The organism is Shewanella donghaensis (assembly GCF_007567505.1).
In the GTDB taxonomy this organism is placed as follows: domain Bacteria; phylum Pseudomonadota; class Gammaproteobacteria; order Enterobacterales; family Shewanellaceae; genus Shewanella; species Shewanella donghaensis.
This window is the reverse complement of record NZ_CP041783.1, coordinates 2,045,079-2,059,248: the sequence shown is the minus strand read 5'-3', so window position 1 is coordinate 2,059,248 and position 14,170 is coordinate 2,045,079. Positions and strand designations below refer to the sequence as shown.

Genomic DNA, 14,170 nt, shown 5'->3' with positions numbered 1-14,170 from the left:
AGTCGTGTTTATTTCATTAATACACTTTTTATAGCACTAACTTTCTGCACGCTTATCTAGGTGCCCACTAAAGCGGGTCAAAGCAAGCGCTATCAGTACCACTACCGCACCGATCCAAGGTGTATGCATTAACCCAGCTTCAGAGACAATCACTCCTCCGCCCCATGAACCAAGTGCAATACCAACGTTAAACGCTGCGATGTTCAAACCTACAGCAACATCCACTGCATCTGGGGTGTATTTTTCAGCGAGTTTCAATACATATACTTGTAAACCAGGAACATTACCGAATGCAAATGCCCCCCAAACTAAAATAGTGGCTACCGCTGCAATAGGGTTAACGGCGGTAAAATTGAACACGATAAGCACAGCAGCAAGACCAGTAAAAATAATGGTAAGTGCTTTTATTGGTCCCATTTTATCGGCCATTTTACCGCCCCAAATATTACCAATAGCAACGGATACACCATAAACCAACATAATTAAACTAATTGCATTAGCACTAAAGCCTGTTTCTTGCTGCAAAATCGGGGCAAGGAAAGTGAATGCTGTAAAAGTACCGCCATAACCCAGCGCGGTAATCGCATAAACCAGTAATAATCTAGGTTGAGTTAACACCTTAAGCTGCGATGAAAGCTTAGCTGCGGGAGGTTGCTTTAAGTTATTTGGTACTAATAAAGCACTACCAATTAATGCGATTAAACCTAATAGCGCAACAATTAAGAAGGTTGATTGCCAGCCAAAGGTTTGACCTATGTAAGTCCCAAGCGGCACGCCTGTGACTAACGCCACGGTTAAACCAGTGAACATAATCGCAATGGCGCTTGCAGCTTTTTCTTTTGGTACCAGACCTGTAGCAATGGTTGAACCAATTGAGAAAAATACACCATGGGCTAAACCCGTCAAAATACGAGCGATAATCAAGGTGTTATATCCAGGTGCTTGCCATGCAATTAAGTTACCGACAACAAATAGTGACATTACGGTAATCAATACGTGTTTACGATTCCATTTTCCTGTTAAAGCCGTTAAAACGGGGGCACCAATGGCAACACCAAGTGCATAAAGGCTAACCAGCAAGCCTGCTGAAGGTAGTGATACATTTAAGTCGGAGGCCATGGTCGGCAGTAGCCCCACGATCACAAACTCCGTTGTTCCGATAGCAAAGGCGCTGAGCGTCAATGCGAGAAGTGCTAAAGGCATAATATTTATTCTCTGTTGTTTGAAAATGACCAGCGATAGCTGATGTATTTGTTGCTATGCAGTCGTGTAGTTAATTGATGGGGGCATTTTGCATTAAAGCTGTTTTGTGAAAAATAGAGGTTTTTACAAATAATATTTGTTATAAATGCAATAAAGCTGATGGGCGAGTTGATAAAATTGAGGGGAATAGCATGCGAACAAAATCTGATGATTTAGCCATTTTACAAGCTGTAGTCGATACGGGAGGTTTTTCAGCGGCAGCAGAGAGCCTAGATATTCAAGTCGCGCGAGTATCCAGAGCGGTCAGTAAAGTGGAGAGCCAACTTGGGGTCACTATTTTAAACCGAACCACCAGACGTATTGAATTAACCGATGAAGGGCGCCAGTTCATTGACTCAGTGCGGGTGGGGTTAATGCAATTACAACAGGCGGAAGAAGATATTATTTCCCGTGGGGAATTGCCCAAAGGCCGTTTACGTGTCGACGCGGCTAGTCCGTTTGTGTTTCACCAACTGGTGCCATTGGTGCAGTCATTTAATCAAGCCTATCCCGATATTGAGTTAGAAATAACCTCCAATGAAGGCATTGTGGATTTGCTAGAAAAGAAAACCGATTTAGCAATCCGTATTGGCGCGTTAAGCGATTCGACCTTGCATGCTCGGTCGCTGGGTCGCAGCCCCTTGTATATTGTGGCTTCACCAGAATATATATCAAAACGAGGGCTCCCCACTAAAACCAGCGATCTCGCTCAGCATAATCTCATTGGATTTGTCGCCCCCAAGATTTTGAATGACTGGCCTTTAAAAGGTTTTAGCCAGTTAGACGCTTTAATGTCATCAAGTAATGGCGAAACTATTCGACAAATCGTGTTGGCAGGAAATGGCATTGCATGTCTATCAGGGTTTATGGTGAATAAAGATATTGCCGAAGGACGTTTAATCCCGCTGTTGGAGAGTGAAAAAATCAGCCACCCAAGAAGAGAGCAAGTCAACGCTGTGTATTATAAGACTTCTTCTGTGGCCAAGCGGATCTCCGCTTTTATTGATTTTATTAAGCCTAAGTTAACCCTGTAGACAGCATAAATGAGCTAATTATTGCAAATTTAACAAATATTATTTGTCTTTGTTGCTATAAATGCTTGGTGATTCATTTGCTAGTATGCACCTATCAAATGAAGAGGGCTCAACTATGTCACTATCACTATTTCAACCATTCACGCTGGGTGGACTCACACTCAAAAACCGCATTGTCATGCCACCGATGACGCGTTCAAGAGCCAGTCAGCCTGGTGATGTCGCTAATGACATGATGGCAACCTATTACGCTCAGCGTGCCAGTGCAGGGCTGATAGTGTCTGAAGGCACGCAAATTTCAGCTACTGCAAAAGGCTATGCGTGGACCCCAGGAATTTACACACCAGAGCAGATTGCTGGTTGGCGTAAAGTGACAGACGCTGTGCATGCCAAACAAGGCGCGATTTTTGCGCAGTTATGGCATGTAGGCCGAGTGACTCATCCAGATAATATCGGTGGCGAACAACCCATTTCTTCATCATCGCTAAAAGCTGAAAATGTAAAAGTATTTGTCGATAATGGCAGTGATGCGCCCGGTTTTGTTGATGTGGTAGAACCCAGAGCGATGACAAAAGCCGATATTCAGCAAGTGATTGAAGATTACCGCCAAGCCGCATTGAATGCCATTGAGGCAGGCTTTGATGGTATTGAACTGCATGCCGCGAATGGTTATTTAATTAACCAATTTATTGATTCAGAGGCGAATGATCGCACTGATGAGTACGGTGGCTGCCTTGAAAATCGTCTTCGTTTTCTTGATGAGGTTGTTACTGCAATGGTCGATGCTATTGGCGCAGATCGCATTGGTGTGCGCTTGGCACCTTTAACAACCCTCAATGGTACCGTTGATGCGAACCCTATTGATACCTATACCGCTGCCGCAGCGTTACTCAATAAACATCAGATCGTGTACCTACATATTGCTGAAGTCGATTGGGATGATGCACCAGATACACCCGTCTCATTCAAACGTGCAATGCGCAATGCTTTTCAAGGCGTGCTGATCTACGCAGGTCGCTATAACGCAGACAAAGCAGAACACGCTATTAATGATGGATTGGCAGATATGATTGGCTTTGGTCGACCTTTTGTGGCTAATCCAGATTTGCCTGAACGCATGAGAAATGGCTATCCCCTTGCTGAGCACGACCCAAATACCTTATTTGGTGGCACAGAAAAAGGGCTCACTGACTATCCAATTTATCAAGCTTAGGGGAAACACATGTTAAACACATTCAAAGGTAAAACACTAGAAACCAATAATCGGATTGCGATGGCACCGATGACTCGTTCACGCACTTCTCAACCTGGTGATATACCTAATGAGATAATGGCGACATATTACCGTCAACGAGCCAGTGCTGGACTCATTGTATCTGAGGGCACCCCGATATCAGCTGCTGCACGAGGTTATTCGATGACTCCGGGCATTTATACCCCAGAGCACATCGAAGGCTGGAAAAAAACCACCCAAGCCGTGCATCAAGAAGGCGGGAAAATATTTGCACAACTTTGGCATGTGGGGCGACGCAGTCATTCTGATATTTCAGGTACTAAGCCGTTAGCCCCATCAGCGATTAAAATACCAGATCAAGTATTTGGTCCACTAGCTGAAGGTGGCTTTGGGATGATTGAAACTGAAACGCCACGGGAGATGACGCTTCAAGACATTAAGATCACGATTGCGGATTTTGTACAAGCTGGCAAAAACGCCATTGAAGCTGGTTTTGATGGCGTGGAAGTCCATGCAGCACATGGGTACTTATTTGATACTTTTTTGCGTTTAGAAAGCAATCAACGAACTGATCAATATGGCGGTAGCCAAGACAACCGCATGCGTTTTCTACTTGATACGTTGCAAGAACTTACAGAGGCAATTGGCGGTGAAAAAGTCGCCGTACGTTTATCGCCTCATATCGGTGAAGGCTTTGCTGGAGATGACGCTGAAATTGTTCCCTTAACGCTAGCATTATTGCAAAAACTGCAGCCAATGAACCTTGCGTATGTGCATTTTTCAGAAAACATTTCGCGTTATGTAGAGGTGCCTGAAGCATTTCGCCAGCAGGTACGTCGCATATACACTAACCCGATAATGGTTGCAGGGAAATTAACTAAGCAATCTGCACAAGCATTACTTGATAAGCAGTACGCAGATTTCGTTGCCTTTGGTACTCCTTTTGTCACTAATCCAGATTTAGTCTCCCGTTTTGCTCATGATTGGCCACTGACTGAGTTTGATGCCGATGCCAGACTTACACTGTATGGTGGCGCTGAATCTGGCTACACCGATTACCCTACTTATCAGGGCTAATATACTAGGTACCAAGGACAACGCCTTGGTGCCTTGTTTTTTTTATTAAGCGAACGGAAAAACGATGCAACAACATCAAATTTGGCAATATCAAACTGAGTTAAATAGTGTTGCTTTAGGTAAGGCCGCAATTCCACTTTTAGCAGACAATGAAATATTAGTGCTAAACAAAGCCATTGGTATCAATCCTGTGGATTGGAAGTTTATTCAAGCCAACCCCTTGAATTGGCCCGATGGTCATGTGCCAGGAGTTGATGGTGCAGGTGTTATTGTACAAGTCGGTACTAACCTTGATCAGAGTTTAATTGACCGTCGAGTGGCATACCATGCATCCCTTAATCGCCATGGTAGCTTTGCTGAGTGTACAGTGTTGAATGCTGGGCGAGTCATGATGTTGCCTGATAGTCTCTCATTTGAACTTGCCGCCGCGCTACCTTGCCCAATGCTCACTGCATGGCAAGCATATGAAAAAATTCCATTAACCAGCCAGAGGGAAGTCCTTATCGTTGGTTTTGGAGCGGTCAATAATTTGCTATCTCAGATTTTAATAAATGCAGGTTATATTGTTGATGTTGTCTCTGCTAGTTTGAGCGAAGAGCGTGTAAAAAAGCTTGGCATACGCCAGCTTTATAGAGAACAATCGCAACTTAATATAAAGTATTTCGCCATTTTCGATGCGGTCAGTGGCGAAAATTCCGCTCATTTAGTGCCACAGTTAAGAGCAAATGGACACATTGTTTGTATTCAAGATCGCATACCTGCGCCCATTGACCCAGCATTTACCCGCACTATTTCTTATCACGAAATTGCACTTGGAGCGTTACATGATTTTGGCGATATAAATGACTGGAATGCCCTGATGCGAAACGGCGAAGCATTACTTGAACGAGTTGCTAAAGGTCATATTGATATTAGTGTTCCAATCACTTTTAAATTTGGGCAGATGCCTGAAGCATTGGAGCACAGTGAATTAAAAAAATTAAAAACTGTAATTACATTGAGTTAGATTGCACGATGTAACTTCTTGGGCTGAGTTACATAACTGGCTCCCTACGCTTAGCTTGGATAGTGGATCACATAACTGATGATGAGTAAAACTAATCTTTACGACTTTTTTTTAAATCATGTACTAAATGATTTCTGTCCAAAAGTGATTTAGAAATATCGACTTACCTTATCTATAAACAAACATTTTTTAGCTTATTATCTCAATTCATTACGTTTATGTTTAAGTGACTAACTCATCGTCTCAAGCAATGAGTTAGTCCTATTAAATCGTCACCTCAAACCTTACGGGGTCACGATATTAAACACGCCTTTAGGTTTATCTAGTTTAGAGAAAAAACTGGCTAAATCGATCTTGCTGCCTTCTATCTCTAAATCATCTGAGAACAAGACATCTGACACTCCGACGTTACCGATAATAAGGTCGATAAACAGTTCGTGACTGATATTTAGCGTGGCATTTGCTGTGGTCGATTTAGAGGCCAATTTGTGGTGCAGTACCGCATTACTGAGCGTTAGCACGTAGTTTTTGTTCAAATCAGTAAAGTTAATATTAAGCTCAAAGTCTTCGCCAAAGACTTCAGGGCCGATAACTCGTGAGGCCATTGATTGCAGGAAATTTTCTATGGGCGATCGCATTAAGATTTGCTTCATCGATACGAGATCGATGCCCTTTTCCGGCGCGCCGTGACGTAGCTCAAAAGCCGCGCTTAAGTAAACATCTCGCCATGGCGCTGACTCTGATTGATAACCTAGCTGATCATAGCTGCTCGCCAGTAATTCTTTGGCGCGGCTGTTGCCGTCATCTGCTACAACAAGGTGATTAATAAGCTCGGCGGCCCAGCGATACTCGCCGTTGGCAATGGCTATTTCAGTCTGTTGGATGACCTTGTCAGCGCCGCCAATCAATTCTACATATTTCACTGCTGAATCGACTGCTGGCAACGGGTCTAGGTGAACCGGATTCGCATCATACCAACCTAAGTAAGCTTGATATACCGCCTTGGCATTATGCTTGGCTGTGCCGTAATAGCCGCGGCTAGCAAAGGTGTTTGCAAGCTCGGGTGGCATGACGATGGCTTCAGCAATTTCAGCAGGAGTGAGTCCTGCGTTAAGCATACGAACGGATTGGTCATGGATGTATTTGTAGGTATCACGTTGTTTTTCCAAAAAGCTGTTGATGGCATCTTGTCCCCAGATTGGCCAATGGTGACTGCCAAAATAAACTTGAGTATCGCGTTGGGCGTTAAGCGCGCTGTCGATTGCGCTGCTCCAGGTGAGTGCGTCACGCACCTTAGCGCCGCGAAGCGTATAGAGGTTATGCATGTTCTTAGAGACGAGTTCAGCGCCGCAATAAGCCTGTTGCTCAGGTAGATAGAAAGTAAACTCTGCAGGGGCTTCAGAGCCCGAGACTATTTGAAATTCAAAAGGTACGCCATCGATCATTTGTGTTGAGTCTTGCTTAATTACAGTGGTGGGGCTTAAGATCCCAAATTGACCGAATGCAGGCTCTTTGCCTAAACCTGAGTCAATATGTCCTCGAGCAGAGCGGGGGAGTTGCTTGCCATACATATACATGGCGCGGCGACTCATGGCGGTGCCTGCCATAACGTTTTCGCTGGTGGCTTCATGCATAAAGCCTGCGGGGGCAATGATATCTATGTTTTTAAATGCTTCCTCATCCAGAGTTTTATCGCCTAATAATCCTAATGCGCCGCCAAAATGATCCATATGGCTATGGGTAAATAATATGGCGGTAATGGGTCGTTTGCCTAATTGTTGATTAATAAACTCAAGCGCGACAGTGGCTGTTTCTGCAGTGGTCAGTGGATCGACAATGATCCAGCCGGTTTTACCTGAGATGACGGTCATATTGGCTAAGTCAAAACCGCGCAGTTGGTAAACGCCTTTAGTGACTTCAAATAAACCGTCATAATTGTTTAATGTCGCTTGTCGCCATAGGCTAGGGTTAACACTGCTGGGTGCTTCGCCTTTAACGAAGTCATAGCTGGTTCTATCCCAGATTGTTTTACCCTGTTCATCAACCACAATCAGCTCGGGCATTTTGGCAATAAACCCCCGTTGAGCATCTTCGAAATCTTGAGTGTCGCTAAAGGGCAACTCTGTTAATACGGCATTATTGGCGTCGATAGTGTGAGTACTTGCTGAGGTAAAGCCATATTCATCAACGGCTTCGTTGTTAACAGTGGTTTGATTTGGCTGGCATCCCACGAGTAGCAAAGCGGTTAGGCCACTGACTAGTAGAGGTGAGTAAGTACTGGGAGTAGACAATAAACAGGATAATTTGGCTTGGGTTAGCATAGGGACTCACAGGCTAATAAGTTAACAATTACCTGTAAGTTATTACAACTTGATAACTAGTTAGTTATCATTTTTCGCCAAATTTGCGGCGGACTCTAAATGACTGCTGCATTGTAAGCGGTAATTTGATGGACTCATGCCTTGCCAGTTATGGAAAAAACGACTGAAATTACTGACGCTGCTATAACCTAGGGTGTCAGATAAGCTACTGATGGTCATTTGGGTATTCGCCAGGTAATGGAGAGCTAATTCTTGGCGCTTTAATTTCAACAGCTCCCTAAAGCCAGTCCCTTCAAGTTGCAGATAACGGTTTAAACTGCGTTCGCTGATATTAAACATCTGCGCAATTTTCAATGCTCTGGGTTCTTCGTTAACAAGTAATGCATGGATCCCTTGGCTGGTTTTTTCTTGCCAGGTTAATGCCTGCATCTTATCTAAATATTGTCGTACTGCCTTTTCGCTGAGTTTGGCGAGTAACGGATCTTTACTGATGATACTTTGCTCAAGCATCGCCCGATCCATCCACATACAGTTATTGCCCGCGTTCATCGTCACTGGGCAATTAAACATATCTAACCAAGGCTGTTGTGATTTTGGCTTGGGTCTAATTAATTCTACTTTGCGGACAAAATCGCTATGGCCAATCATTTGTTTACCATGAAGCATCAAGCTTGAAAAAAATGCGTCTATGGCTAGATGACTAATCTTAACGCCGTTAAGTGGGTTAATGGTGAAGCCGAGCAGGTGTGGCGTTCGTTGCAAACTAATCACGGCAGAGTTACTGACTAATGCTGCATAATCGGGCAAGGTTTCGAAGGCTTGTGCTAGCGTATCGCAGCGCATCATCAATGCTCCCAATGAGCGAAAATTGATGGGGTAAGCATATTGGCCAACGGTTAAACCAAAGGCCATTGAGCCAGATGCATGTTCGGCAGCTTGCCAAAGTAAGGTCATGTTATCAATAGCGACCCGTGAGTCGGGCTCGGATTCTAATTGAGGTAGGCTTAACCCTGCTTCACCAAATATTGAGTTAGCGTCAATATTACTGGCGCGAAGTGCACGGGCTATCGCTAGAGACCAAGCTGCTATTGTGCTGTATTTGGGGGATGTCAAAGATACCTACTTAAATGTACTCAGCTGATATTGCTAGCGTATTATTAAAGTCATTGTATCGCTAAGTTATTATTAATTGATATGACTGTTATTGATATGACTGTTATTGATTCTGCACTCATTCATTAGCGTTTAAGTCTGGCGAACTTGCTGGCTGTAAACGTATGCAGTAATAACAAAAAAATCAGCAGCTAACTGATGTCGGCTGCTGATTTATGATTGTCTGACTTATTAATAGTCTAACTTTAAGTGGTTAACTCGTGCTTATTCGTACTCAGATGAATAAGTTTCTGAATATGAATGAGAATATAGTTCAAGCAGGCTACCAAATGGGTCTTCTAAATAGACCATTTTGTATGGCTTGTTATCATCTTCTGGATGATATCTCATGGTGTCCATTCTTGCTTTACCGCCGTATTGTTTAACACGCTCAATCACACCTTCGAAATCATCTGTTTCTAAAGCGTAATGAAATAGGCCTATTTTGCTGAAGTCGACATTATGTCTAGCTTCACGGTCTTTCATTTCAAATAGCTCGAAACCAATACCATCTTTAGTGACAAGGTGGGCAATATTAAACCCTTTGAAGCCTTCACCAAATACTGCGATACACATGGCGCCAATGGCTGTTTCTTTTTCTTCAATGACTTCAGACTTGCCCATGACAATTTCAAGACCTAATGCTTTGGTATAAAACTCGACAGCTATATCCATGTCGCCAACCATAATGCCTATATGACTCATCTTCATATTGATTCACCTTTACGTTAATTTATCGTCGTTGCTTGTTCGTTTTGATGGGAGAATTATAGGGATAACTTTCAATTCAGTAAAATTATCAAAAATTATAAATATAATAATTTTTTGTTATCGATAAAGGCGTAGCTTCAAGTTACTGGGCCAAAGGTTATGATTATTTCAATGCGGGCATCAAATCTTAGTTCCATTTTAAGGTGTAACTTATATACCGTTATCGGTCAGGCCGATTTACCAAGCTTTGAGCTTGATCGTTCGGATGGGAAATAAAAATTTAGCGCCAAAGGTTTGCTACCTATCAATCTATAGAGAGGCTATCAACCTATAGAGAACCTATCAATTTGGTGTTACGGTATATTGCATAAGACCGTGTTATAAAACATATTCTGATCAGCAATTAATTTAATACCAAAGGATCAACATGATATCTATTCCAGACGATTTTATTAATTACAAATCCACACCAGAGTTTACCAAAGCGACTATCCCAAAAATGTTTTTACATTTACACAATACCAAAGCGGGTGTGTACGGAAAAATTGGCGTAACCAAAGGCCAATTAAAATTTTATGGCTTTACTAGTCGTCGTGGTGAGGTCGAGCAAGAAGTGATTATTGAAGCCGGAGATTCGGGGATATCACCACCAGAATATTGGCATAAAGTGGCGTTTTTAACCGATGACACAGAGTTTCATGTGGATTTTTACGCACAGAAAGATTCTGACATTGTGAAACAAAACTTATCTGAACGTAATGATTAACTAGCACTAGCAATAAAGCAGTCGCTCGATACTATCTGTTAAGCATACAAGGGGGGTTATTCATCCCCCTTAAACATGCATTTTTGAGTTAGTTCGAGTAATAGCGTTGAATAAACTCTAGCGGTTGTTAAATCAATAGTGATTACTCCGATGGTTCACTTTTGGCTAGAAACACTTGCGATGGGTCCACTAAAAACCGAGAGCCAAGAGCCTCACGACCGAATAGCATCAAATAGCTCATATCAGAACGGTCAGTCAGCGTGATTTCAATTGACCATTTCTCACTGCCCATAATGATTGGTGTGGTAATCACGTAACGCTGCTCTGAAGTGCCATTAGATGATTTAATTTTACGTATATCACTGATCGGCGCAGTACACTTTTTAATATTTTTTACATTGTGTGAATCAGGATGAATATCAAACGACACACTATGAACACCATCAATGATTATTTTTTGAATATTATCCACATGAAGAGAGGATGTTTTCGCGCCAGTATCGACGCGAACTTGCAACTCTTTTATCCCCATTTTAGGCAGGCTTATAGACTCTAACCGCCCAATAATCGTTTTATTCTCTGTCATTTTGTAACCTAATAATCAACATTAACGGGTAATAATTGCTCTTGTACATTTTCAATTTGTTCGGCAATCTTTTCATCATTTTCACTAAAGTAGGCAATATGGAACATGGCTTCGCCTTCTTGTACTAACGGTATATTTTGTTTACCGATCAATATGCCGGAGCGTGATGCTATAACTGAGTCAATCACTTCGCCATAGGGACTGCCAATTTCTGCCAGCACTTGCCCTTTAGATATTTGGTCTCCCAAATTAGCCAGGTTGTGCACAATACCGCTGGCATTTGCGCGAACCCACTGACTGCCGTTGGCAATAAAGGGGGCGAGCTTTTTCTTTTTATTAATTGATACTTTTCTTATCATACCTAAATGTTGCAAGACATTAAGTATACCTTTCATTCCTGCTCTTATTGAGAACTCATCAAATCTTAGTGCCTCACCAGCTTCATATAACAGTATTTTGGTTTGATTTTTCACTGCTGATTCTCGCAATGAACCATCAACCAAATTAGAATTCAGGATAACCGGTACACCAAAGACTTCGGCTAACTCTTTGGTTTCTGCATCAGCCATATCCGCTCTTATTTGAGGTAGGTTAGACCGATGGATTGCACCTGTATGTAGATCAATACCGTAGTCACAATGCCTTACTATTTCATTCAAGAATATATGCGCTACTCGTCCAGCTAAAGAGCCTCTGGCTGAACCTGGGAAGCAGCGGTTCAAGTCTCGTCTGTCTGGCATATATCGACTTTGATTAACCACACCATATACGTTCACCATTGGCACCGCGATGAGTGTACCTCTGGTGATTTTGAATTTGTTTTGTTTAATCAATCTACGAATAATTTCAATACCATTTAATTCGTCGCCATGAACCGCTGCACTCACAAATATCGTTGGCCCTGGTTTTTTAGCGCGAATAATATGCACAGGTAAAGAAACATCCGCATCGGTATATAACTTAGCAACAGGTAGCTCTATTTTTCGTTGCTCGCCGGGTAATATTTCAAAATTACCAATGGTTAATTTTTCCATTTTTTAGACCCTAATTAGCCTTTGCCACGAGTTTTGTTGCTATGGGGTTTGGCATTTTTTGCTAAAAAATCAAATACCATAGCTGCTACATCTTTACCTGTTGCTTTTTCAATACCTTCAAGACCCGGAGAGGAATTGACTTCCATTACCATTGGGCCATTTTGAGAACGCAGTAAGTCTACACCACATAAATTGAGTCCCATTATTTTGGCTGCATTGACCGCTGTTTCACGTTCTTCTTTGGTTAATTTAACCACTTCAGCAGAGCCACCACGATGTAAGTTAGAACGAAATTCGCCTTCTGCACCCTGACGTTTCATTGCTGCAACGACTTTTCCGCCAATCACTAGGCAACGAATATCAGCACCACCTGCTTCTTTAATAAATTCTTGTACTAATATGTTTGCCTTTAAACCCATAAATGCTTCAATGATGGCTTCTGCTGCTTTAGCTGTATCAGCTAACACGACACCAATGCCTTGAGTTCCTTCTAGCAATTTAATCACCACGGGTGCGCCACCGACGTTCTTGATTAAATCTTTGATATTGTCAGGCTTGTTAGCAAAACCAGTACGCGGCAAACCGATACCTTTACGTGACAATAATTGTAATGAACGTAACTTGTCTCGTGAGCGGCTAATTGCGACCGATTCGTTAATGTTGAATGTGCCCATCATTTCAAATTGTCTTGCCACCGCGGTGCCATAAAACGTAACGGATGCGCCAATACGAGGAATGACAGCGTCGTACATTGGTAGCTCTTTACCATCGTAACGTAACGTAGGCTTACTGCTGGTGATATCCATATAACAATGAAGCGTATCAATAATATCAACAGTGTGGCCCATGGCTTCGCCGGCTTCTTTTAAGCGACGAGTTGAGTATAACTTTGGGTTTCTTGATAAAATGGCAACTCTCATAATATGTCCTTATTGTTTCTTTTATTTTGTAATGGTGGTGTAATTAGCCGCAGTGTAAGCCCACATTTTAGATTAATAAAACGTTATATTTTGATGTGTTTAATCAAAAAAATTAATCACTGCTTTTTAAGGATTTTAATGAAAATTGAATTATTAAAGACATTTTTGGAAGTCAGCAGTACCTTGCATTTTAGGGTGGCATCGGAAAATTTATTTATCACCCAGTCTGCAGTGAGTGCCAGAATCAAGTTGCTAGAAGATGATCTTGGTGTGTTGCTTTTTGACCGGAGTAAAAAACATCTTAAGTTGACACCTGAAGGCAATCGATTAATCAAGCACGCCAATGAATTACTGATGATGTGGCAGAAAACCAAGCAAGATGTTGGTATTGCAGATGGTGATACTCATCAACTGGCTATCGGTTCAATCATGTCGATATGGGATATCGTACTGCAAGGCTGGTTAACTAAAATACATCTCAATATTGAAGGCATGAGCTTATTAACTAATACGCTTTCACCTGTTGAATTAAGGAAAAGTTTATTAAGCCGAGTGATTGATGTGGCCTTCTTATTTGAGCCACCATATGTGGAAGATTTAGTGATAAAAAAAGTGGCGACTGTCCCTTTGTATCTTGTCAGCACTGAAGTCAACCGCGACAGCCAAATGTCGACCTTAGAAAACTATATTATGGTGGATTATGGTGAGTCGATTAACACCCAATATAGACGAAGCTTTCAAGATGCACCGCCAGCAAAGCATTCTATGAATCAGCCGAGAGTGGCGTTAAACTTTTTACTGGATGTGGGAGGTTGTGCTTATTTGCCAAGACAGATGGCCTTTGAATACATTGAAAGTAGACGTCTTTTTGTTGTAGAAAGTGCACCCGTATTTTCCCGTGAAGTGTTTGCCGTATATTTAAATAAAAGTCAGAAAGTCGATATTATCGAACAAACACTACAGCTATTCCCTCATCTAAAAACCTAAGACTTTTAAGTTTTCTTTATTTGCTGAAAATAACAGTATCTGAATAGATTTATCTGATTTATGCCATCAATCAAGGATTGTATGCCTGGCTAATGGCTAA

13 protein-coding genes are annotated in these 14,170 nt (G+C 42.1%); 6 read left to right on the top strand and 7 right to left on the bottom strand.

Annotation, left to right across the window (positions count from 1 at the left end):
• Positions 1–36: 36 nt before the first annotated feature.
• Entirely contained in the window at positions 37–1,203 is a 1,167-nt protein-coding gene (locus FPK91_RS08820; protein WP_144210560.1) for an MFS transporter, read from the bottom strand.
• 191 nt (positions 1,204–1,394) lie between these two features.
• Between FPK91_RS08820 and FPK91_RS08815 the strand changes: the two genes are divergently transcribed.
• The 4 genes from FPK91_RS08815 to FPK91_RS08800 all read left to right on the top strand — a co-directional run bounded on the left by FPK91_RS08815 (position 1,395) and on the right by FPK91_RS08800 (position 5,593).
• Entirely contained in the window at positions 1,395–2,276 is an 882-nt protein-coding gene (locus tag FPK91_RS08815; RefSeq protein ID WP_144210558.1) for a LysR family transcriptional regulator, read from the top strand.
• A 115-nt stretch (positions 2,277–2,391) separates the two neighbouring features.
• Complete coding sequence (locus tag FPK91_RS08810) at positions 2,392–3,489, top strand: alkene reductase (protein ID WP_144210556.1); 1,098 nt, start codon at positions 2,392–2,394, stop codon at positions 3,487–3,489.
• A gap of 9 nt (positions 3,490–3,498) precedes the next feature.
• Positions 3,499–4,587: an alkene reductase gene (locus tag FPK91_RS08805; RefSeq protein WP_144210554.1), complete on the top strand. Its 1,089-nt coding sequence runs from the start codon at positions 3,499–3,501 to the stop codon at positions 4,585–4,587.
• A gap of 64 nt (positions 4,588–4,651) precedes the next feature.
• Positions 4,652–5,593: an alcohol dehydrogenase catalytic domain-containing protein gene (locus FPK91_RS08800; RefSeq protein ID WP_144210552.1), complete on the top strand. Its 942-nt coding sequence runs from the start codon at positions 4,652–4,654 to the stop codon at positions 5,591–5,593.
• Between the two features lie 284 nt (positions 5,594–5,877).
• Here the strand turns inward: FPK91_RS08800 and FPK91_RS08795 are convergent, their stop codons facing one another.
• The 3 genes from FPK91_RS08795 to FPK91_RS08785 all read right to left on the bottom strand — a co-directional run bounded on the left by FPK91_RS08795 (position 5,878) and on the right by FPK91_RS08785 (position 9,777).
• Positions 5,878–7,914: an alkyl/aryl-sulfatase gene (locus FPK91_RS08795; RefSeq protein ID WP_144210550.1), complete on the bottom strand. Its 2,037-nt coding sequence runs from the start codon at positions 7,912–7,914 to the stop codon at positions 5,878–5,880.
• 60 nt (positions 7,915–7,974) lie between these two features.
• Positions 7,975–9,027, bottom strand: a complete 1,053-nt coding sequence (locus FPK91_RS08790) for an AraC family transcriptional regulator (protein WP_144210548.1) — start codon at positions 9,025–9,027, stop codon at positions 7,975–7,977.
• Between the two features lie 264 nt (positions 9,028–9,291).
• Positions 9,292–9,777: a VOC family protein gene (locus FPK91_RS08785; RefSeq protein ID WP_144210546.1), complete on the bottom strand. Its 486-nt coding sequence runs from the start codon at positions 9,775–9,777 to the stop codon at positions 9,292–9,294.
• A gap of 427 nt (positions 9,778–10,204) precedes the next feature.
• Between FPK91_RS08785 and FPK91_RS08780 the strand changes: the two genes are divergently transcribed.
• The gene (locus FPK91_RS08780) at positions 10,205–10,543 is read left to right on the top strand and encodes a DUF1971 domain-containing protein (RefSeq protein ID WP_144210544.1); all 339 of its coding nucleotides are present in this window, start codon (positions 10,205–10,207) and stop codon (positions 10,541–10,543) included.
• Between the two features lie 142 nt (positions 10,544–10,685).
• Here the strand turns inward: FPK91_RS08780 and FPK91_RS08775 are convergent, their stop codons facing one another.
• Genes FPK91_RS08775 through rimK form a run of 3 tightly spaced genes read right to left on the bottom strand, consistent with a single transcriptional unit; the run spans position 10,686 to position 13,083 of the window.
• Complete coding sequence (locus FPK91_RS08775; RefSeq protein WP_144210542.1) at positions 10,686–11,129, bottom strand: ATP-dependent zinc protease family protein; 444 nt, start codon at positions 11,127–11,129, stop codon at positions 10,686–10,688.
• A gap of 8 nt (positions 11,130–11,137) precedes the next feature.
• Positions 11,138–12,163 (bottom strand): succinylglutamate desuccinylase/aspartoacylase family protein, encoded by a 1,026-nt coding sequence (locus FPK91_RS08770; protein WP_144210540.1) that lies wholly within the window; start codon positions 12,161–12,163, stop codon positions 11,138–11,140.
• Between the two features lie 14 nt (positions 12,164–12,177).
• A complete protein-coding gene (gene rimK, locus FPK91_RS08765; RefSeq protein ID WP_144210538.1) occupies positions 12,178–13,083 on the bottom strand; it encodes a 30S ribosomal protein S6--L-glutamate ligase in 906 nt (301 codons plus the stop codon).
• Between the two features lie 138 nt (positions 13,084–13,221).
• Between rimK and FPK91_RS08760 the strand changes: the two genes are divergently transcribed.
• Positions 13,222–14,070, top strand: coding sequence for a LysR family transcriptional regulator (locus FPK91_RS08760; protein WP_144210536.1), 849 nt, complete (start codon positions 13,222–13,224; stop codon positions 14,068–14,070).
• Positions 14,071–14,170 lie beyond the last annotated feature (100 nt).

What these genes read in the sequence shown, in the direction of transcription:
- FPK91_RS08820 (WP_144210560.1), bottom strand. Translation starts at nt 1,203, where the DNA reads ATGCCTTTAGCACTTCTCGCATTGACGCTCAGCGCCTTTGCTATCGGA.
- FPK91_RS08815 (WP_144210558.1), top strand. Translation starts at nt 1,395, where the DNA reads ATGCGAACAAAATCTGATGATTTAGCCATTTTACAAGCTGTAGTCGAT.
- FPK91_RS08810 (WP_144210556.1), top strand. Translation starts at nt 2,392, where the DNA reads ATGTCACTATCACTATTTCAACCATTCACGCTGGGTGGACTCACACTC.
- FPK91_RS08805 (WP_144210554.1), top strand. Translation starts at nt 3,499, where the DNA reads ATGTTAAACACATTCAAAGGTAAAACACTAGAAACCAATAATCGGATT.
- FPK91_RS08800 (WP_144210552.1), top strand. Translation starts at nt 4,652, where the DNA reads ATGCAACAACATCAAATTTGGCAATATCAAACTGAGTTAAATAGTGTT.
- FPK91_RS08795 (WP_144210550.1), bottom strand. Translation starts at nt 7,914, where the DNA reads ATGCTAACCCAAGCCAAATTATCCTGTTTATTGTCTACTCCCAGTACT.
- FPK91_RS08785 (WP_144210546.1), bottom strand. Translation starts at nt 9,777, where the DNA reads ATGAAGATGAGTCATATAGGCATTATGGTTGGCGACATGGATATAGCT.
- FPK91_RS08780 (WP_144210544.1), top strand. Translation starts at nt 10,205, where the DNA reads ATGATATCTATTCCAGACGATTTTATTAATTACAAATCCACACCAGAG.
- FPK91_RS08775 (WP_144210542.1), bottom strand. Translation starts at nt 11,129, where the DNA reads ATGACAGAGAATAAAACGATTATTGGGCGGTTAGAGTCTATAAGCCTG.
- FPK91_RS08770 (WP_144210540.1), bottom strand. Translation starts at nt 12,163, where the DNA reads ATGGAAAAATTAACCATTGGTAATTTTGAAATATTACCCGGCGAGCAA.
- rimK (WP_144210538.1), bottom strand. Translation starts at nt 13,083, where the DNA reads ATGAGAGTTGCCATTTTATCAAGAAACCCAAAGTTATACTCAACTCGT.
- FPK91_RS08760 (WP_144210536.1), top strand. Translation starts at nt 13,222, where the DNA reads ATGAAAATTGAATTATTAAAGACATTTTTGGAAGTCAGCAGTACCTTG.